Consider the following 20,005-nt stretch of genomic DNA (forward strand, 5'->3'; position numbering starts at 1 on the left):
TGAAGGATGTTCCAAGATTGAAAAAGTCGAGAGTTGTATGCCTTGTATTATTGATCGTCAGCCTGCTGGTCTGGGCGGTTATGGCTGCGCCTGTCGCGGGAGAACCCCAGTCGCAGAAAAAAAATCAAGTGACCGGCAGCGAGCCGATTCGGATTGATTCGGACCGGCTGGATGCATACAACGATCAGCGCCTTGTCGTTTTTTCAGGAAATGCGGTTGCTGTGCAGGGCGATAAAACCATCAAATCAGAAAAAATTCTGCTTTATTATAAAAAAGGGGAAAGCGGAACGCAGAAAGTTGCGTCAAAAGAGGTAGGGAAAACCGGTGATCTTGAGAGAATCGAGGCCAAAGGGAATGTTATCCTAACCCAGGGTGAAAGAGTTGTAACAGGTGACGAGGCGGTTTATTATCAGGGCAGTCAGAAGATCGTCATGAGCGGAAACGCTGTCATGCGTGAAAACAGGAACATCATCCGCGGTGATCGTATCGTTGTCTTTATCAACGAAAACAGAGGAATGGTTGAAAGCACCCAGCGCAAAAGAGTGACGGCGACCATTTATCCGTCTGAAAAAGATGAGAAAAAGAAGTAACGGCCCTGACGGATGAGTGAGTTATCGGCAAACGGGCTGGTTAAAATATACAGTGGCCGCAGAGTCGTCGATGAAATCGATCTGCGGATTCAACCCGGCGAGGTTGTGGGGTTGCTGGGACCCAATGGAGCGGGTAAAACAACCACCTTTTACATGATTGTCGGTCTCATCCGGCCTGATGGCGGAAATATTCTTCTCAACGGTGAGGATGTTACCCATGAACCGATGTATATTCGCGCCAGAAAAGGATTGAGTTATCTTCCTCAGGAACCATCCGTTTTCAGAAAACTGACCGTTGAAGATAACATCCTGGCGATTCTGGAAACTCTGAAGCTGTCGGCTGAAGAAAAAGAGAAACGACTGCAGGAATTGCTGGGGGAGCTGGTTTTAACTCATCTTGCGAAGAACAAAGCCTACTCGCTTTCCGGAGGGGAAAGGAGACGAGTGGAAATTACAAGGGCGCTGGTCACTTCCCCGCGATATATCCTTCTCGACGAGCCCTTTGCCGGTATCGATCCTCTGGCTGTGGCCGATATTCAGAAGATTATCTTGAAGCTCAGGTCGAAAGGAATCGGTGTGGTGATTTCGGATCATAATGTCCGGGAGACGCTTTCCGTTTGTGATCGGGCCTACATCGTCAATGCCGGGAAAATCCTGGTGGAGGGAAAACCGGAAGATATTGCGTCCAGTGAAATGGCAAGGAAAATTTATTTCGGCGAGGATTTTACTCTGTAATTGATCTTCGGCGACAGCGTGCATTTCATATTGGCAGAAGTTAAAAGATATGGCATTTGAACTCAAACAGAACCTCAAACTCAGTCAGCAACTGATCATGACTCCACAGCTGCAGCAGGCCATCAAGCTGCTCCAGCTCTCAAGAATGGAAATGATCGATGTCATTAACCAGGAAATGGAAGAGAATCCTTTGCTGGAAGATGCACCTGCGGATGAGTATGATGAAACGGAACGGAATCATGGCAGCGAGGAAGGCAAAACTCCTGAAAGGGAAGAGCTCAGGGGGATTGAACGAACCGAAGAGATAACGGGAGAGGGAGACGGAAAAGAAGAATTCGACTGGAACAGTTACCTCGAAGATTATGGAACGTTCGGGACAACGTATGATCGAAGTGACGGGGAGGCTCCGAACTGGGATAATGTACTGACGGAAAAGTCGACATTGACCGATCATTTGATGTGGCAATTGAAGCTTTCCCGCTTGACGGAACAGGAAATGAGGGTCGGTGAACAGATAATCGGCAATCTGGACGCGAATGGATATCTTGCCGCCTCTATTGAAGAAATTGCCGGGCTGGAAAACGTTTCGGAGAAAGACGTTGAAACGGTTCTGAAAAAGATTCAGGAATTTGATCCCCCCGGGATTGCGGCAAGGAATCTTCAGGAATGCCTGCTTATCCAGGTCAAAATGTTAGGGATACAGAATCAACTGGTTGAGGCTATCATTCAGGATCACATGAAAGACCTGGAGATTAAGAATTACAATCATATTTCCCGGAAAAACAAGGTCCCGGTCGATGATGTTTTTCAGGCGGTTATGATCATCAGCAACATGGATCCAAGACCCGGAAGTGTTTATAATGAAGAGAAAATTCAGGCCATTATTCCTGACGTTTATGTCTTCAAGTCTGGTGATGATTATAAAATTGTTCTGAATGATGACGGTTTGCCCCGCCTGAGGATCAGCAATTTCTATAAAGAAATCATGGGCAACGTCAAAGGCGATTCCAATTCGGAAAGCGGCAGAAAATATATTCGAGAAAGAGTGCAGTCGGCAACCTGGCTGATTAAAAGCATTCAGCAGAGGCAGAGAACCATATACAAAGTGGCGGAAAGCATCGTCAGGCACCAGAGGGAGTTTTTTGACAGAGGGATTAATTATCTGAAGCCGCTGGTTTTACGAGATATCGCTTATGACGTGGAAATGCACGAGTCGACGATCAGCAGAGTGGTAACAAATAAATACATGTACACCCCTCGCGGGATCTTCGAATTGAAATATTTTTTCAGCAGCAGTATTCAACGGAAAAGTGGCGAAGCTATCGCGTCAAAAAGTGTCAAAGAGGAAATCCGCAGGGTCATCGGCGCGGAAGATCCTCTACATCCCTACAGCGATCAGGAAATTGTCAGTATTCTGGAGAGTAAGGGTATTAAAATTGCCCGGAGAACCGTTGCCAAATATCGAGAAATGATGAATATTCTGCCTTCATCCAGAAGGAGAAGGTATTTTTAACCTGGAAACATAACGTTCGTTGATGTTCCCGTTTCGGGTTAAGCCGTTCGGCCGTATCATCATGTTACGGCCGTATCACGTTAAATGGATTCAAGGAGGAGCTAAAATGATGAAAATTTCTGTGACCTTCAGGAATACGGAAGAAGAAGGCTGGCAAACGCAATATGTCGAGGACAGGGTGAAAAGGTTAAATAAATATATTGACGCCCCTGCGGATGTTCACGTCGTTCTGACGGTTGAAAAGTTCAGAAATGTTGCAGAAATAAGTGTAATGACCAATGGTTTGAATCTTATCGGCAAGGAAGAGTCGAAGGACATGCACCTGGCCATCGACAATGCCGTTGAGAAGATAGAAAGACAACTTAAAAAACATAAGGAGAAAATCCGGGGCTATAAGAACAACACAATGAAAGAGGAAGAGACGATTGAGGCTGAAGCCTTTCCCGGCGAACTGGAGGATGTTGCAGGGGCGAAGATTGTAGAGACAAGAAAAATCATTTTAAAGCCCATGTCTCTGGATGATGCCGTCCTGGAAATGGATTCGACCAAAAATCGTTTTGTGGTCTATCGGAATGCGATATCCGAAAACGTCAATGTCATTTACAGAAGGGATGATGGCGGTTATCTCCTGATCGAAACCAACGGTTGATATCCTGTGCTTGAGGATCCGGCATGAAAATCACTGATTTGCTTAAAAAAGACTTTATCATCGAAGAGCTGGTCTCAACAGGCAAGCAGGAAGTGCTTGAAGAGTTGTCGCGGAGTTTTCAGAAAGGAAATGTAAAGTTTAACCTGGATGCCATGATTAAAGTCCTTCTGGAACGTGAAAAACTTGGAAGCACCGGAATCGGTGATCATATTGCTATTCCTCACGGGAAATTGAATGGTCTTGACGACCTGATCGTCGCGTTCGGACGAAGCAGCCGGGGGATCGATTTTGACGCGATGGATGGAAAACCGGTAAATTTGTTTTTTCTTCTGATGGCTCCGGAACACTCCACCGGTCAGCATCTTAAGGCGCTGGCCAAAATATCACGAATGTTGAAGGATCATCATTTTCGAAAAAGTCTTATGGAAACCAAATCCAAAGATGAATTATATCAGATTATTGCCGACAAGGATGATCAAACATAATTCCGGTTCCATATCAACGCGCATTTTCCGGCAGTTCCGTTATCGGTTTATCAGTGCACTACAGTATTGACTGAGCCTCCCCTGCCTTGTCGCCTTGATAGCATTGTTTTGACCCGGGACTGGAAAAGGCGCGGTTTTTATGGTCTTGGTGACACTGGAAAAGGCTCTCACCTTTCAGGAACTCCTGGCAAACGGGGTTGCCCGTTTGGGAATCAGACAATATGCTGGCGGCATCGGCACGGGTGAACCATTAATCAGGTTCTGCTCAACAGGGTTGAATAATCCGGCAGACCTGCCTTTCCTCACCCTTCTGAATACAATCTGCATCATTTCATTGCGATCCCCCCTTTTTTTTGAAGGAGAGCTGTCCGTTTCTCTCCAGTTAAGCCGTTACTTCTCAGGAATCCATCCTCCGGTAAACTCATGCCTTGCCCTTACCGACACAGGGCACATTCCTGAATTTCTGATCCACAGTCTGGGTAATTCGCAAATGTTCCTGTTTGCGTCGATTTATGACGAACATCTCCTTGAGAGCCGTTTGATCGGGTTGATTCGAGAGAAAACTGAACTACGGACAACCCTCTCCGGAGGACTGGTCAATATCGAAGGAATGGGTGTCGTGATAACCGGGGAAAGCGGTTCGGGGAAGACATCGTGCGCACTTGAACTCGTCAGGCGGGGACATCGCTGGGTGGCGGATGATGTGGTTGCAGTGGAGAAAAGGAACGATGGACTACTTTACGGGCGAAGTCATGGTTTCGAAACCTCTTTGCTGGAAGTCAAGGGATGGGGCATTGTGCGTGCGGAAGACGTCATGGCGCCGTCCTCCATAATGAGCGAGAGCCGAATCGACTGCATAATGGAAATGGTTGAAGAAGTGAACGCGGATAAGAATAGAGAGTCGGGCAAGCCTTCCAAGGTTCTGAAGAATATCATGGGAGTTGATCTGCCCTGTGTCTCGATAAGGGCTTCAAGGGATGCTTCATGCCCGGTGGCGGAAATGGAATCCTGTATTCGAACCTTGCAGCGGTTAAGGAGATGAAGATGAATAACCTTCGCGTAGTCATTATTACCGGTCTTTCCGGTTCAGGGAAAAGCACGGCGTTAAGAGCACTGGAGGATATCGGTTTTTATTGCGTGGACAATATGCCCGTTGTCCTGCTGCCGCAGTTTCTGGAAATCCAGTCCGACAAATCAAAGGATATCTCTCAAGTGGCCATGGTGATGGACTTGAGGGAAAAATCATTTATCGAAACTTATAAGGGCATCTTCGAACAGATCAAAGCCCGGGGTTATAAGATCGAGATCGTTTTTCTCTATGCCACCGACGACGCTCTGCTGCATCGCTTCAGCGAAACGAGAAGGGTTCACCCTTTGTCGAGTGTTTCGATCATGGAAGGGATTCGTCTGGAGCGCGAGCAGCTTCGCGCCCTGGAGGAAATGGCCGATAAGGTGATTGATACGACTTCCTGCAATGTCCATCAGTTAAAGGATATCGTCCAGCGTCATTTTCTGCCTTCCTCCACGGCCAGACGGTTGTTTATTCATCTGATCTCTTTCGGCTATCGTTACGGTCTCCCGGCCGATGCCGATTTGGTTCTGGATGTTCGTTTTCTTCCCAATCCCTATTGGGTTGAAAGCTTAAAATCCTTCAATGGTCACCATCAGGATGTTCGGCGGTATGTTCTGAGTGCTGAAGCGAGTTCCATCTTTCTTCAGAAGCTGTTCGACCTGATGGAATTTTTGATTCCTCTTTATGAAAAGGAAGGAAAACCACGAATAACCATTGCCGTGGGATGCACGGGGGGGAAGCATCGCTCCGTTGTCATGGCGAATGAATTGTGGTCCTACTTTTCCGGCCGGGATTATCCGGTAAACGTGAACCACCGCGACGTTGGTAAAAGCTGATGGCTCATCGCGACAACCTGCTTTTCAAAGAATGACGGTTTTTAAAAAACTAAAAACTCACCGCCATTTTTCGCAGGACATTGTCCTGAATCCAGTGGGGATCCCACCACTCCTGGGGATTGACAAACTGATCGCCCACAATCATTCCAAAGTGCAGATGATCGCCTCCAGCCAGGCCCGATAAGCCGCTCGTTCCAATGACACCTCCCCTGGAGACAGGTTGAGTGCTTTTTACCGAGATGGAGGAAAGATGAGAATACAGCGTAAAAAGCCCAAGCCCATGGTCAATGATGACGGCATTTCCATAAATGCCCAACGGACCGGTGTAAGCGACAATCCCGCTGTTGGCGGCCTCGATGGGAGCCTGAGAAGTCGATGCCAGGTCAACGCCCATGTGAATGCTTTCTCCAACCGGTTTCCCATCGTAAAGATAAGTTCTCCTGTCACCGAACAGCGCCATGGGCGAGGCGTTTTTCATTCTGAGAAAGGTGCCGTTCCAGAGTTGGCGGGGTGTTGTATTCCGGCAGACATTCTGGATTGTTTTGTTGTTTTCCTCTCTCATTCGGGTGTTGACATACATGAAGGTTTCCAGGAGGGTCTTGCCTCGCAGCTGGGGATTGGCTGCCTGAAATTCCGGCATCTTCTGCTGCAGGAACGATTCACTTGTTGCCATGGTGTCGCTGCGGAAGGTTTCCTTCATAAGCAGATAGGGAAGGGGCATAGACGCTTCGTTGCCTCCCTGATCCCTTGCGACGATCCGGATGTTGACCGGTCTGCTCCCGGCATCCATCGGCATTGCAAAGTAACTGACGAAGCCGGGTTTCCCGGAGAGGGTAATTGGATAGGCCTTGAAAAAAAGCTGATCTACTGTGATCCCGGTCATGATGACGGGTTCTGAGACGCGGTAAACGACAACGCAGGTCCCGCCAGGATTGATGTGATTCTGCATATTTGGGGAAAAAATCTGCGGCGGTCCGAAGTCGATCGTGACCGGCCGGTTGACGGCTATCGAATTGCTGAACAAGGCGTTATCCTTCGCGGTGATATGGAGGACGGCCGGGCCCTCGCGCAGCCCGAGCTTCGCGGCATCGACCACCACGCTGACGCTGTGGTTTCTGTATTTACCCGGCGGATAAGCCATGGTTGACAGGGGAATGGTTTTCCCGTCCTGAACAAGAGAAATCTCCGTTTTCGCAAGACCGCTTTTCGCGTCGGCAAAGGTCAGATTCAAGGAGGTCTGCGATCCGAGAGTCCGAATTTCGCCGTTGGAAGTAAAGGAAGGCTTGCCGAATTCAAGGCGCTGACCCAGGAAAAGCCAGGCGACCAGGGCAACGACGACAATGGCGATGGGTGCGATCATATAAAGTGTCAGGTTTTTCTTAGGCTTCATTGAAATCATAATTTTCCTCACAGACAGGATTCAGGTGATCAAACAGGCATTCCTATAATTTCTTCCCATGGGTTTTTCAAGTGGAAAACCGGGACCGTTAACTCACGCTTTCCAGACGTTCGGCCTTGCGCCGTTCCCATTCGCCGAGGATTTTTTTGCGCAACCGGATGGATTTGGGAGTGATCTCCACGATTTCGCCTTCAGTGATGTACTCCAATGCTTCCTCAAGAGAAAAGACAACGGGCGGCGACAGCTTGACGGCTTCGTCACTTCCGGAGGCGCGCATGTTCGTCAGTTTCTTTGCCCTCTGAACGTTAACGACCATATCTTCCTCTTTGTTGTGCTCGCCGATGATCTGTCCCTCATAGACCACTTCCCCCGGCGAGATGAAGAAACGTCCCCGGGCCTGAAGTGCGTCGAGGGCATAGGCCGTGGCTGGTCCCGCCTGCATGGAAATCAGTACGCCGTTCTGCCGGTGAGGGATGGAGCCTTTGAAGGGTTCGTATTGGTAAAACTGATGATTAATGACGGCTTCTCCAGCCGTGGCGTTGAGGAGGCGGTTGCGCAAACCGATCATGCCGCGGGACGGGATGTGGAACTCCAGTCGCGAGCGGCCGCCGATTGAATCAATTTTTTTCAGTTCGCCGCGCTTCCTGCCGACCACTTCGATGACCCTGCCCGAGAGATCCGCGGGCGCATCGACAATAAGCAGCTCGATGGGCTCCGCCTTCCGGTTGTTGATTTCCTTGTAGATCACATGAGGCTGTCCAACCTGAAATTCGTAGCCTTCCCGACGCATCGTCTCAATCAGGATCGACAGATGCAGAATGCCTCGCCCGTAAACCTTCAACGCGTCGGTACCTGAGGCTGCTTCAATCTGGAGCGCCACATCGCTCTTCAGCTCGCGGAAAAGGCGATCCCGCAGATGACGGCCTGTGACATAACGGCCTTCCTTGCCGAAAAAGGGCGAATCGTTATGCATGAACGTCATGCTCATGGTCGGTTCATCCACGGGGATGATAGGCAGGGCTTCCGGATTCTCGATGTCGGCAATGGTGTCCCCGATATCGATGTCCTCCGGACCAATAATGGCGCAGATATCCCCGCAGGGAACTTCCTCCGCCTTGCTGCGCTGCAGTCCCTCAAAAAGAAAAACATCCTTGATCGCCGATTTCTGGGTAAATCCGTCACGTTTCAGAACGGCGATCGGCATGCCGGCTCTGATCTTTCCCCGGAAGACGCGCCCGATGGCGATACGTCCCACATAATCTGAGTAATCCACCGTGGTGACCTGCATTTGTAGAGGTCCTTCCACCTCTTTGGGTGCGGGAATGGAGTCGATCACGGCATCCAGCAGTGAGGTCAGATCCTTTCCTTCCACGTCCGGAAGGAGGGAAGACCAGCCGAAACGGCTTGATGCATAGAGTACGGGAAATTCCATCTGCTCGTCATCTGCGCCCAGGTCGATGAAAAGGTCATAGACTTCGTCAAGCACCTCGGCGGGCCTGCGGTTCGGCTTGTCCATCTTGTTGATGACCAGAATGGGGGTCAGATTGAAGGACAGGGCCTTCTGGAGGACAAAGCGCGTTTGCGGCATCGCCCCTTCAAAGGAGTCCACAAGAAGAATGGCGCCGTCAGCCATCTTAAGGACGCGTTCCACTTCCCCACCGAAATCGGAATGTCCGGGGGTGTCGATGATGTTGATTTTGTGACCCTTATAGTTGATGGAGATGTTTTTGGACAGAATGGTGATTCCCCGTTCGCGTTCCAGATCGTTGGAATCAAGAAAGCAGTCCCGCACTTCCTGGTTTTCACGGAAGATCTTGCTCTGGATCAGCAGTTTGTCAACCAGCGTTGTCTTGCCGTGGTCGACATGGGCGATGATAGCTACGTTTCTTATTTTCATGATGCTTTAATTCCTGAAATCCTTTTAATATTTTGCATGGGCTGTAATTTTTCCGCAGCCGGCCGGGCAGATAAAGTGTGCCGGCTCGATAAAGAAGAATGAGGCATTTTTCTGGGGAGATACGTCAACGGGAAAATCGATTTCACTTACTATAGATCTGATGTCTCCAAGACTGCCGATGGGACGGGATGTCAGCCGTTTTCGGAAAAATTTGTATCGGCTGATAACAGGAAAGAGAGAATTTAGCAAACAATTTGTTGCAGTATTTCCCGCCGGCTTGAGACCGGCGGGAAAACGCCGGATCTCAGCAGGAACGCAATTTATGAAAAACAATCTCTTCAATGCTGGAACGGATGTCATCCAATCGGGACTTCGTGGCGGCTTCAAACCGGAGAACCAGGACCGGCTGTGTATTTGAACAGCGGATCAATCCCCATCCGTCATTGAAGGGGATACGGACTCCATCGATATCGATGATCGGGCCGATGGCTCGAAAATGTTCTTTGACCTCCTCGACGATACGGAACTTGACATCGTCCGGACAGTCAATCCGGATTTCCGGCGTAGTAAAGGTTGTCGGCACGTCAGCCATCAGTGCGCTGACGGATTTTCCTGTTTCGGAAAGAATTTCCAGGAGCCGCAGAGAGGCGTAAATGGCGTCATCATATCCGAAATATCGATCGGCGAAAAACAGATGTCCACTCATTTCCCCTGCAAGGAGGGCTTTCTCTTCCTTCATCTTGCCTTTGATCAGGGAGTGACCGGCTTTCCACATAATGGCTCTGCCGCCGCGGGCCTGAATGTCATCGTATAATTTCTGTGAACACTTGACTTCACCGATAATGGCCGCTCCGGGATTTTTTTCCAGAATGGCGCGGGCGAACAGCAGAAGAAGTTCATCGCCCCACAGGATTCGCCCATCGTCCGCAACAATGCCCAGCCGATCCGCATCGCCGTCGTAGGCAAGACCCACATCCGCACTCAACGCCTTCACCTCGGTCAATAAGGCGGATAGATTCTCGGGGATTGTCGGGTCCGGGAAGTGGTTGGGGAAATGGCCGTCCGGCTCACAGTATAAGTCTTTTACCTGGCAACCCAATCGTTTTAAGATGGGCAGAGCGAAATAACCGCCGACACCGTTTCCCCCATCGAGGACGACTTTCATCCCTTTTCGAAGTGTAAATTGATTGCACAGGAAATCCTCATAATCCATCGATACGGACTGTTTCCGGAAGCGGCCCTGTCCTTTTTCATACATCCCTGATTCCATGATTGTTCTTAAAACCTGAATTTCATCTCCATAAATGGTATCCTGACCCACGCATACTTTAAACCCGTTGAATTCCGGCGGATTATGGCTTCCGGTTACCATAATTCCGCCGCCGGCCTCAAGCGTGCGGATGGAGAAGTAAAGCATGGGGGTTGCGCACATTCCGATATCAATGACATCGATTCCCGAATCGAGAAGCCCCTCTATCAGGGCAAGATGATAACCTTCTGAACTGAGGCGGCAATCCCTGCCCGCGGTCAATATAGAGGCACCGTGACGCAAGGCGTACGTGCCGGTTGCCTGTCCCAGGCGATAGACGAAATCAGCATTCAAATCCTTGTCTACAACACCGCGAATATCGTATTCCCGAAATACTTCTGGGTTCATTTTTCTGCTCCTTTGATCATTTTCTGAACAATAGATTTCTGAATGATCGATTATCTTTGATTAAAAGAAAAGATGATGACCGAAATTCCCATGTTGAGCCCTCTTCGGTGAAAAGGGCTCGCCGGACGCCACTGAAACGCCGGCGTGGCCTGCTTTCCCGTCTGCAGGACGTAGAAAATTGATCGGTTTTTTTTCGAATCATATCTGCCATAGTTCAACTTGATCGTTTTCGCAAGTTTTTCCGTAAAAAATTGAGCTGCTTTGTCAATATTGTCCAGGCATATCGTCCCCATGAAGATCGCCGATCCAGCGGATAATTGAAGTCTTTGATTTCGGGGCGGTACGAAAGTCTTTCGGGAGGCTTTTTCTCTGGATCGACGGGAAAGCCGAACTCTGTAACTCCCGCCCGGGATTCTGAAAAAAACACGTCGACCAATCTCCCGGGGTTATTCAAAGCACCAGCATCCATTATAAAATGTGGTTCAAAAAGATATTGGAGTCCGCGCTCAATCCATTTGTTCTTTCCGGTCATTTCCTGAAGGCCAGTTTCAGGTCATAAAATCCGGACTTCAAGTTTCCTGTGATCTCGAATTCTCCCTTTTCCCTGGCGAAAGTGTTCAGCATCGCCTCGTTTTCCATCAGTACCGAGGCGGTAAATCCCAAAAGCCCCTGCCTTTTGGCCAGATAGGTCATATAGGAAAGCAGTTCTGTTCCGATGCCTTTTCTATGAAAGAGATCACGGACGGCAAAGGCGACATCGGCCCAATGAGAGCTTTCATCGATTGTGTATCGGGCAATGCCGATGATCATTTCTTTCTTCATAATGGGAACGGTGGCGCAGATGACCATTTGCTTTGTATAATCAATGGCGATCATTTCCTGTATCCGCTCGTGAGGCATGTCGAAACGCCTTGAAAAGAAACGAAGATAAAGACTGGTATCGGACAACCCATGAATAAAATCTCTGAAAAGAGTTTCATCCGTAATTTTAATGGGCCGTAAAAATATATTCAATCCCGCCGATGTCGTCCTGTGTGTTTCCAGATGTTCCGGATATTCCCCTTTTTCGCCGTGAAAAACCTGATCACGGTAAACGAGCCCCCGCTTTTTCGCTTCCTCCAGCAGCCAGGGACGGAATTTGGGATGGGCGATTGCGATGAGTTCCATCGCCCTTTCCCGAATCGTCTTGCCGTGAAGATAAGCGATGCCGTATTCCGTAACGACGTAACGCACATCGCTCCGATTCAGCGTAACTCCCGCAGATTCGGACAAACTGGGAACGATGCGGGAAACCTCGCCTCCCCTGGCGGTTGACTGCAGAGTCAGGATGCTCCTTCCATTTCGAGCCATGACCGCGCCGCGCATAAAATCCTGATGGCCGCCAATGCCGCTGTAAAACGTGCCGCCGATGGATTCCGACGTGGCCTGCCCCGTCAGGTCGATTTCCAGAGCGCTGTTGATTGCCACCATATTATCTTCCTGAGCGATGACCAGAGGATCGTTCGTGTAATCGATGGTGCGGAAGGTAATGGAAGGGTTGTCATGAATGTATTCGTAGGTTTCCTTTTTCCCCATGCAGAAGGAGGCGATCGTCTTTCCCCGATTGAGCTTTTTCCGGGAATTGTCGATCACACCGAGCTTGATCAGGTTGACCAGGCCGTCACTGAGGAGTTCCGTATGAACCCCCAGATTTTTTTTGTTGTTGAGATGGGACACGGTTTCATTGGGAAGAACGCCGAATCCTACCTGAATCGTATCTCCATCCTGAACAAGACGGGAAACATAACTGCCTATTCTTTGAGCCGTTTCGCTGGGAATTGTACCCTGTAACTCCAGCAGGGGTTCGTCATGGGGGATGATATAGTCAACGTCCTTGATATGGATGAAACCGTCTCCATGAGAACGCGGCATGTTTGAGTTGACCTGAGCGATAATCAGAGAAGCATTTTCCGTTGCCGCCTTGACCATATCGATGCTCACTCCGAGACTGAGGAATCCGTATTCATCCGGGAGGGAGGTCTGGATCAGCGCAACATCGATTTTGACGAAGCCGCTGTACAGCAGCGCCGGAACACTGGACATGGAGATGGGGGTGTAATCGGAAGATCCTTTATTCACCGATTTCCTGGTGTTATCCCCGATAAAAAAAGTATTGTGACGAAAATTGAACTGGAATTTCGGATCGGTATAGGGTGCGAATCCAAAGGAATAGATATGAATGATTTCTGTATCAAAGAAAGCCTTCGGGTTGGATTCCACGTATTTGATCAGTGCGCTGACCAGATGCTGAGGCTCTCCACAGCCGGAAGATACAAAAATGCGGTCACCTCGGCGGATATGACTGAATATTAACTCCTTTTGAGCGAATTTTTCCGAATAACTTGCTTTCCACTTTTCAAGGTGATGACTGCTGTGCTGACCTGACATCTCAAAGCTCCTGGCATTTACGAACTATCTTCGTTCCGAAACGAGCACAACGAATGATGGACATGGTGATCGTGAGCTGAAGGAACAAGTCACGGTAATCCTCTGAAAAAGAATTTTCCGTTAAAAACTTTAATCAGGAGGAAGACCATGAGTCGGCGTGTAGATAGCAGAATTATCGGGATTGTGCATCCCATTTGTTATAGGAATGATGTTGACGATGAGTGCATATCGGCAGGTGTTGCTTGAGCAGACCACTTCGGAACCGATCAGCTGAACATCAGAAAGATTGAGATTTTTACGGGTTATTTGATGAGGGTGTGATCATGGCTGTTCCGTTGTGGCGATTGAGAGAAAGGATATGCCGGTCATTTTCTGAAGGCCAGTTTTAAATCATAGAATCCGGCCTTTAATTTTCCGGTGATATCAAAACCTCCCTTGGCAAAGGTATTCAGCATCGGTTCGTTTTCCATAAGCACTGCGGCGGTAAAACCCAGGAGCCCCTGTCTTTTGGCCAGATAAGTCATATAGGACAGCAATTCCGAGCCAATTCCCTGCCTCTGGTGGGAATCGCGGACAGCAAACGCAATGTCAGCCCAATGAGAGTTCACATCGATATGATATCGGGCGACGCCTACAATCATTTCCTTATTCCCCAGGGGAACGATGGCACAGATAGCCATTTGTTTTGTATAATCAATAACTACAACATCCTGTATCCGTTCATGCGGCATGTCGAAACGCCTTGAAAAAAAACGACGATAAAGGCTGGTGTCGGACAGCGCGTGAATGAAATCCTTGTAAAGAGGTTCATCCGTAATTTTAATGGGGCGAAGAAAGACATGTAATCCCGTTTTTGTCGTCCGGTGTGCTTCAAGATGTTCCGGATATTCCCCTTTTTCGCCGTGGATATACGCCTGATCACGGTAAATGAGCCCCCGTTTTTTCGCTTCTTCCAGAAGCCAGGGGCGAAATTTGGGATGGGCGATCGAGATGAGTTCCATCGCCCTTTCCCGAATCGTCTTGCCGTGAAGATAAGCGATGCCGTATTCCGTAACGACGTAACGCACATCGCTCCGATTCAGCGTGACTCCCGCAGATTCGGACAAACTGGGAACGATGCGGGAAACCTCGCCTCCCCTGGCGGTTGACTGCAGAGTCAGGATGCTCCTTCCATTTCGAGCCATGACCGCGCCGCGCATAAAATCCTGATGGCCGCCAATGCCGCTGTAAAACGTGCCGCCGATGGATTCCGACGTGGCCTGCCCCGTCAGGTCGATTTCCAGAGCGCTGTTGATTGCCACCATATTATCTTCCTGAGCGATGACCAGAGGATCGTTCGTGTAATCGATGGTGCGAAAGGTAATGAAAGGGTTGTCATGAATGTATTTATAGGCTTCCTTTTTCCCCATGCAGAAGGAGGCAATCGTCTTTCCCCTATTGAGCTTTTTCCGGGAATTGTCGATCACGCCGATTTTCATCAGGTTAATAAGACCGTCACTGAGGAGTTCCGTATGAACACCAAGATGTTTCTTGTTGCTGAGATGGGTCATGGTTTCATTGGGAAGAATGCCGAATCCTACCTGGATCGTATCGCCATCCTGAACAAGACGGGAAACATATTGGCCTATCCTGCGTGCTGTCTCACTTGACAGAGTACCCTGGATTTCCAGCAGGGGCTCGTCATGAGGGATGATATAGTTGACGTCCTTGATATGGATGAAACCGTCTCCATGGGTGCGCGGCATATTTGAGTTGACCTGGGCAATAATCAGGGAGGCATTTTCCGTAGCCGCCTTGACCATGTCGATACTCACGCCAAGGCTCAGACAACCGTGTGCATCCGGGGGCGACGTCTGGATCAGCGCAACATCGATTTTGACAAAGCCGCTGTGCAGCAGCGCAGGTACGCTGGACATGGAGATGGGCGTGTAATCGGAATATCCTTCATTCACGGATGCCCGGGTGTTATCCCCGATAAAAAAAGAATTGTGCCGAAAATTTTCCTTGAATTTCGGATCGGTATAGGGAGAGATTCCAAAGGAATAGATATGAATGATTTCAGTGTCAAAGAAAGCCTTCGGGTTGGATTCCACGTATTTGACCAATGAGTTGACCAGATGCTGTGGTTCTCCACAGCCGGAAGATACAAAAATGCGATCACCACGGCGGATATGACTGAATATTTCCGTCTCATCAGTGAATTTTTCCGGAAAGCTTGCCTTCCAATTTTCGAGGAAACGGCTTTTGTTTTTAGCAGTCATCTCAAATCCCTCTTGCATGAATCAAGAGTGCAAGGGATGATCCTGGATTTGAATAATTATGGCTGTTAGCGCTTATCCCTTTATAATTATTAAATATGAACTCATTCGGACTGTCAAGAAAAGAAGTTGCAGATATGGAATTCTCAAGGGGGGGATCACATCGGGAGGTCGAGAATTTCAACAGCACGGTTGAGTACCAGATCGGCGCCGGAGGCGAACAGTGCCTCGGCCCTGGTATGTCCGGTCAGGACGCCGATGGTATAGGTTCCCACCTCTCGACCGAGTTGGATGTCCAGAGGGTGATCCCCGACCATGACCGTCTGTTCCGGAGAAGCACCCAGAATGCTGAGTGTTCTGATGAGGTGATCAGGGTGGGGTTTGACATGGATCGTCTGGTCTCTGCTGAGAAGGACGTCGCAATAGTCCTCGATTTGCGGAAAAACATTCTTCAGGGCCGCACGGCAGTTCCTTGTTATTATACCGATCGCGTTTCCCCGTTTTTTTAGTGTGGTCAGAAGCAGGAGGGTGCCGCTCAGCAAGGCGCCTCTGCGGGCGGCTTCCAGCTCTATTGCCCTGATCCGAAAGTGTGCCGTGTTATAAAAGTCCGATGCTTTTGTAGGATCATCTCTGAAGATTCGATTGCGAACCGTTTCGATCAGTTCCAGAATCAGCAGATCATTCAGATCCTCCCCATCAATTCCGTATTGTCGCGAAAGGACGATCAGACTTTCTTTCATGAAGGTGAAATCGAGATTCAGTTCGGCAAGGGTTCCATCAAAATCGAATACAAAGGCTTTGAATTTTCTGATCATTTCAGGAAACAGTCCGGGAGGGAAGATCCGCGCATTTGCCGACAGAAGGCAAGAATGCCCGTCTTCCTTCCGAGCAGCAAAGCGTCATGTTTCGATTTCATCTTGAATTTCCTCTGAAATAGTTGTCAGGACATATCTTGCTGACTATCCTTGTTTTATCGCTCACCATGGGAAGAGGGTTTTCGAAGACGATGCTCAGAAAATTGGTAATGATGTTGAAGGTTGCTCCCCAGAGGATTTCTTCCGTATTGTCTTCTTGTTTAATAGTCATGCAGGGGAAACAGGTTTGCAATCTCTTTTGATTCAGCCTTGAATTGTCAGAATTGATGCAGCAGCGACAATAGTTTTCCGAATCGAAGAAGGCATGGACGGGTATCTCGACGATTTTTTCCACTTCGGAATTTGGTTTATAGTGCCATGGATCTTTGATCAATCCGACAACGGGGAAAATGGTTCTTTTGAAAAGATGCAGGGAATATGTAGGAAGCGCTCCCAGGAAGGAAACATTGAAAGGATTCAGGCCGATTTCTTCCCATGATTCCCTCGCCGCGTTGGCGAGAAAAAGGCGTATGGTGCGAAATGTCGGAACATCCCTTCCTCTGGCGTAATTTAACGCGTTTCCATCATGAAAAGGAGCGAATCGGTTCATGATGATGCGACTGAGCAACGAATCGAGAAAAGGATTCAGCATGCCGCCCGGGCAACTTATATCTCCGGACTGGGCCACCTCGAGGGACCGTTTAATCAACAGGAAAACTGGTTCATCCCGACTTCCTGCTGAGGAATGCCGTCCATATTGAAGCAGGAGAAAGACACCGGCAGCCAGATGCTTTTTATGCTCCTTCCATGTATTCCTGATCGCTTGAAATCGGTCGGCAAAATCAAGCGGAGTCGCTCCGAGCTTATCTGTAATGAGAGATTGAAATGACCCCCGATCTTTCAGGAGGGTCTGATCGAATTTCTCTGCTGCGGTATTCATGATCAATTCCATGATACGGATGCTGTTTCAATACCTTTCAGGATGAAAATAAAAAACCCGGTTCAGGACCGGGTTTTTTATTTTCTGGTGGCGGTGCAGGGATTCGGACCCCGGACACTGCGGATATGAGCCGCATGCTCTGACCACCTGAGCTACACCGCCATGGGCTATTGAGGGAATTACATATCACCATGAAAATAAGTAAACATGAAATTCCAAGGATCTTTATTTACAGGTTAACTTTCATAGTCGCCAGTTATGGCAAAACTTCATATACTACCTGATTCGGGTTGTCAACCCCCTTATTGCTGGGGCGAAAGTTTATAGGCGACAAAAGCGCTGCGATTCTGAAGCGTGGCTCCCGTGGACAGAACGAGGGCGAGAACGATTTCATTCTGCCCGTCGTTGTCGATGTCCTTGAACTGATAGTCGGCTACATAACCATTGATTTTCCGTGTCTTCCAGTTTTCCAGAAGGCCCAGACCATCCCATTCCAGGTTATAGACCTCGCTGGAGGTAAACAGTTTGACATTTTTCAAAACCCGGCCGACAGCGGAAAGGTTCTTAACGAGGATCAGCTCTTTTTTCCCATCCTTGTTAATGTCATAGGTGAGAATTCTTAAATTGATGTAGGTTCGTCTCACTTCATCTCCGGGAACCGTGCTGCCTGCATGTTCAACGTACGTATTGCTTCCGCCGAAAACCTCATCGCTTTTCCATATCAGTTCATCACTTCCGCCGAAAACGTTCAATCTTGACAAAGGCTTCTCTGTTTGCTGATAGATGCGGATGTAGTCATAATCATCAAGGGAAATTACTTTTTCACTGCCACCCATGCCGAGGTCATCAAGAGTCAATCCGTAAACCGACAGACCTTCAGGGATCTTCATCCGGGTTGCGGCACGGTAGTGCTTCCCGTCCCAGATCACTTCATGAATGGGTGTATTGAAGGGGTTGTCCAGTCCGAAGCCTTGTCCAAGCAGTTGCGGGGCGGCGATGGAAGGTTCGATGACCCGCAGAAACAAACGCAGATCTTTCGCTGTCTGGATATATTTACCATCCTGCCATTCGGTGACGAAGCTGGCGAGGGTGTTTCGATTCATATTGGTCACAAAAATTTCCATGATTCCGTTCTGGTTGATATCCGCCACATCCACTGCGAGGTAATTGTCATGAGTTTTCCCGGGAATTTTCTGGAGCAGCTTGAAGTCATCCCCTTTACGCTGATAGACGTAAAGGTTGCTCCGATCAATGACCACAACTTCCTGCAATTTGTCTCCATTGACATCACCAATGGCCATCCCTCGAAATTCAGTCGGGAATTTCTGACTCATCCAGAATCCCTTCCGATCCAGAGGCCGTGCGGCGTCGATGAAATCCGGGTTGATGATGGATGTGAAGGTTCCTTTTCTGCTGGTTCTCATGCCACTGATGATCTCCGACTCGCGACTGCGCTGCGGCGGCTTGTCAGCAACTGCGGCAGCCGAAGACGGGGCGGGGAGTTCCATTGCAGGCGACGAAAAATCCGAGGGCGTCGATCCTGTGATATGCTGGACAATCCTTTGGGAGAAGTCGTTGATTTTGGGAATGACCTCATCGAGGCCCTGCGTCTGTGCGAAAATCCCGACAGTCGATCTGGCGGCCGCCAGATCCATCAATTTTCCGTCGATACTCAAGCTGTTGCCGATCTTCGTGATGCTGCCCGAGACGATGTAATCGACGTTCAATTTCTTCCCCAGGGCGTTCATCTCTTCAGGAGTCAGATCCCGGGTGGTTCTGCCCTTGATGGCTTCCTGAACCAGGTCCTTGCTGGCGACGGAGATTTTACCCTCTACCGCAATGCGGGACGTCAGCATGTCTGAAATTCCCTGTTTTACATAGTCGATGTTATCCGCACTGTGCACGGTAAAAGGCAGTACGGCCACCGTTGATTTTTCCTTCGCGTTCAGCGTACAGGCCAGGCCGGCCAGAAAAATCAGAAGCAGAAGTTGTAAAAATTTTTTCATGGAACTATCCTCCACATGTTGGTCATCGGATTTTAATTCTGTATGCTCCTAACATCTTAACCCAATGAATGCAACAGGATTCATAGGTTATCCGAAGCGTTTGCACATCCATTTCCTGGAACGGCGGATCATCACCCGGGCTTTTTGAAAGATATGGGGGTAGCGATGGCGGAACCTGTGCAACTGTCTGCCGAAAAAAGGAACCTCAGGAGCCAGGATGATCGTTCCGACGAAAAGAAAAAGGACGCCCTGGAGAATCGGAAGGAAGCAGCCGATGACCCCCAGTGCGATAAAAATCCATCCCAGGAGATGCCGGATAAACGAATTCACTCTTTTTTGCATCAAATAATAAATTAAGACACTGTGTTGGTTATGTCTTGCCTGTGAAAACTCTGAATCGCGCTGTTCATTTTAAACAAGACTAATCCCGGATAATCGTAAGCCGTCTGTTCCTCTTCGTACATGTTTTGGGGACGAGGATGAAGATCCGGCAGGGGACAGTCCGGCCTCATTGAAAAGTGTCACAGCGCGTGCCATGTATGACGCTGCTGATGTATTGCTGAATATAAACAAAAAATTACCCTTAAGCAGCCCCTTTTGTCCTTTGAATCTGAAGATCGCCTCTATAATATATTTCTTGAAGGATGGGTAGTTTTTAATTCCTTTTTACGGGTTTTTGGTTTATGA

Annotated in this window: 17 protein-coding genes and 1 tRNA gene; 7 read left to right on the top strand and 11 right to left on the bottom strand. The window is 48.9% G+C overall.

Going from position 1 to position 20,005, the window contains the following annotated elements; all coding sequences use genetic code 11:
* Positions 1-17 precede the first annotated feature (17 nt).
* The 7 genes from SYN_RS05720 (at position 18) to rapZ (ending at position 5,880) form a co-directional block, all read left to right on the top strand.
* Positions 18-590, top strand: coding sequence for an LptA/OstA family protein (locus SYN_RS05720; RefSeq protein WP_158302934.1), 573 nt, complete (start codon positions 18-20; stop codon positions 588-590).
* A 12-nt stretch (positions 591-602) separates the two neighbouring features.
* Positions 603-1,325, top strand: coding sequence for an LPS export ABC transporter ATP-binding protein (lptB, locus tag SYN_RS05725; protein ID WP_011417120.1), 723 nt, complete (start codon positions 603-605; stop codon positions 1,323-1,325).
* Positions 1,326-1,374: 49 nt separating this feature from the next.
* A complete protein-coding gene (rpoN, locus tag SYN_RS05730; protein ID WP_011417121.1) occupies positions 1,375-2,838 on the top strand; it encodes an RNA polymerase factor sigma-54 in 1,464 nt (487 codons plus the stop codon).
* Between the two features lie 106 nt (positions 2,839-2,944).
* Positions 2,945-3,487, top strand: coding sequence for a ribosome hibernation-promoting factor, HPF/YfiA family (gene raiA, locus SYN_RS05735; RefSeq protein ID WP_049749912.1), 543 nt, complete (start codon positions 2,945-2,947; stop codon positions 3,485-3,487).
* Positions 3,488-3,510: 23 nt separating this feature from the next.
* The gene (locus SYN_RS05740) at positions 3,511-3,972 is read left to right on the top strand and encodes a PTS sugar transporter subunit IIA (RefSeq protein ID WP_011417123.1); all 462 of its coding nucleotides are present in this window, start codon (positions 3,511-3,513) and stop codon (positions 3,970-3,972) included.
* A 139-nt stretch (positions 3,973-4,111) separates the two neighbouring features.
* Positions 4,112-5,014, top strand: a complete 903-nt coding sequence (locus SYN_RS05745; RefSeq protein WP_011417124.1) for a serine kinase of the HPr protein, regulates carbohydrate metabolism — start codon at positions 4,112-4,114, stop codon at positions 5,012-5,014.
* Between the two features lie 2 nt (positions 5,015-5,016).
* Entirely contained in the window at positions 5,017-5,880 is an 864-nt protein-coding gene (gene rapZ, locus SYN_RS05750) for an RNase adapter RapZ (protein WP_041584789.1), read from the top strand.
* 49 nt (positions 5,881-5,929) lie between these two features.
* Here the strand turns inward: rapZ and SYN_RS05755 are convergent, their stop codons facing one another.
* The 11 genes from SYN_RS05755 to SYN_RS05810 all read right to left on the bottom strand — a co-directional run bounded on the left by SYN_RS05755 (position 5,930) and on the right by SYN_RS05810 (position 19,648).
* Positions 5,930-7,270, bottom strand: a complete 1,341-nt coding sequence (locus SYN_RS05755) for a M23 family metallopeptidase (RefSeq protein WP_158302935.1) — start codon at positions 7,268-7,270, stop codon at positions 5,930-5,932.
* A gap of 97 nt (positions 7,271-7,367) precedes the next feature.
* Complete coding sequence (gene typA, locus SYN_RS05760; RefSeq protein ID WP_148202503.1) at positions 7,368-9,179, bottom strand: translational GTPase TypA; 1,812 nt, start codon at positions 9,177-9,179, stop codon at positions 7,368-7,370.
* Positions 9,180-9,480: 301 nt separating this feature from the next.
* Positions 9,481-10,833 (bottom strand): phosphomannomutase/phosphoglucomutase, encoded by a 1,353-nt coding sequence (locus SYN_RS05770; RefSeq protein ID WP_011417128.1) that lies wholly within the window; start codon positions 10,831-10,833, stop codon positions 9,481-9,483.
* 50 nt (positions 10,834-10,883) lie between these two features.
* Entirely contained in the window at positions 10,884-11,126 is a 243-nt protein-coding gene (locus tag SYN_RS05775) for a hypothetical protein (protein WP_011417129.1), read from the bottom strand.
* 235 nt (positions 11,127-11,361) lie between these two features.
* Positions 11,362-13,260, bottom strand: a complete 1,899-nt coding sequence (locus SYN_RS05780; protein WP_011417131.1) for a bifunctional acetyl-CoA hydrolase/transferase family protein/GNAT family N-acetyltransferase — start codon at positions 13,258-13,260, stop codon at positions 11,362-11,364.
* Positions 13,261-13,625: 365 nt separating this feature from the next.
* The gene (locus SYN_RS05785; protein WP_041585438.1) at positions 13,626-15,521 is read right to left on the bottom strand and encodes a GNAT family N-acetyltransferase; all 1,896 of its coding nucleotides are present in this window, start codon (positions 15,519-15,521) and stop codon (positions 13,626-13,628) included.
* Between the two features lie 155 nt (positions 15,522-15,676).
* Entirely contained in the window at positions 15,677-16,333 is a 657-nt protein-coding gene (locus SYN_RS05790; protein ID WP_011417133.1) for an HAD family hydrolase, read from the bottom strand.
* Between the two features lie 97 nt (positions 16,334-16,430).
* On the bottom strand, positions 16,431-17,312 hold the full coding sequence (locus tag SYN_RS15175) for an NUDIX hydrolase (RefSeq protein WP_049749915.1): 882 nt from the start codon (positions 17,310-17,312) through the stop codon (positions 16,431-16,433).
* An 85-nt stretch (positions 17,313-17,397) separates the two neighbouring features.
* Positions 17,398-17,474, bottom strand: a tRNA-Met gene (locus tag SYN_RS05800).
* 140 nt (positions 17,475-17,614) lie between these two features.
* Positions 17,615-19,318 (bottom strand): FG-GAP-like repeat-containing protein, encoded by a 1,704-nt coding sequence (locus SYN_RS05805; protein WP_041584791.1) that lies wholly within the window; start codon positions 19,316-19,318, stop codon positions 17,615-17,617.
* 87 nt (positions 19,319-19,405) lie between these two features.
* Positions 19,406-19,648, bottom strand: a complete 243-nt coding sequence (locus tag SYN_RS05810) for a hypothetical protein (RefSeq protein WP_158302936.1) — start codon at positions 19,646-19,648, stop codon at positions 19,406-19,408.
* Positions 19,649-20,005 lie beyond the last annotated feature (357 nt).

The sequence above is a fragment of the Syntrophus aciditrophicus SB genome, assembly GCF_000013405.1.
In the GTDB taxonomy this organism is placed as follows: domain Bacteria; phylum Desulfobacterota; class Syntrophia; order Syntrophales; family Syntrophaceae; genus Syntrophus; species Syntrophus aciditrophicus.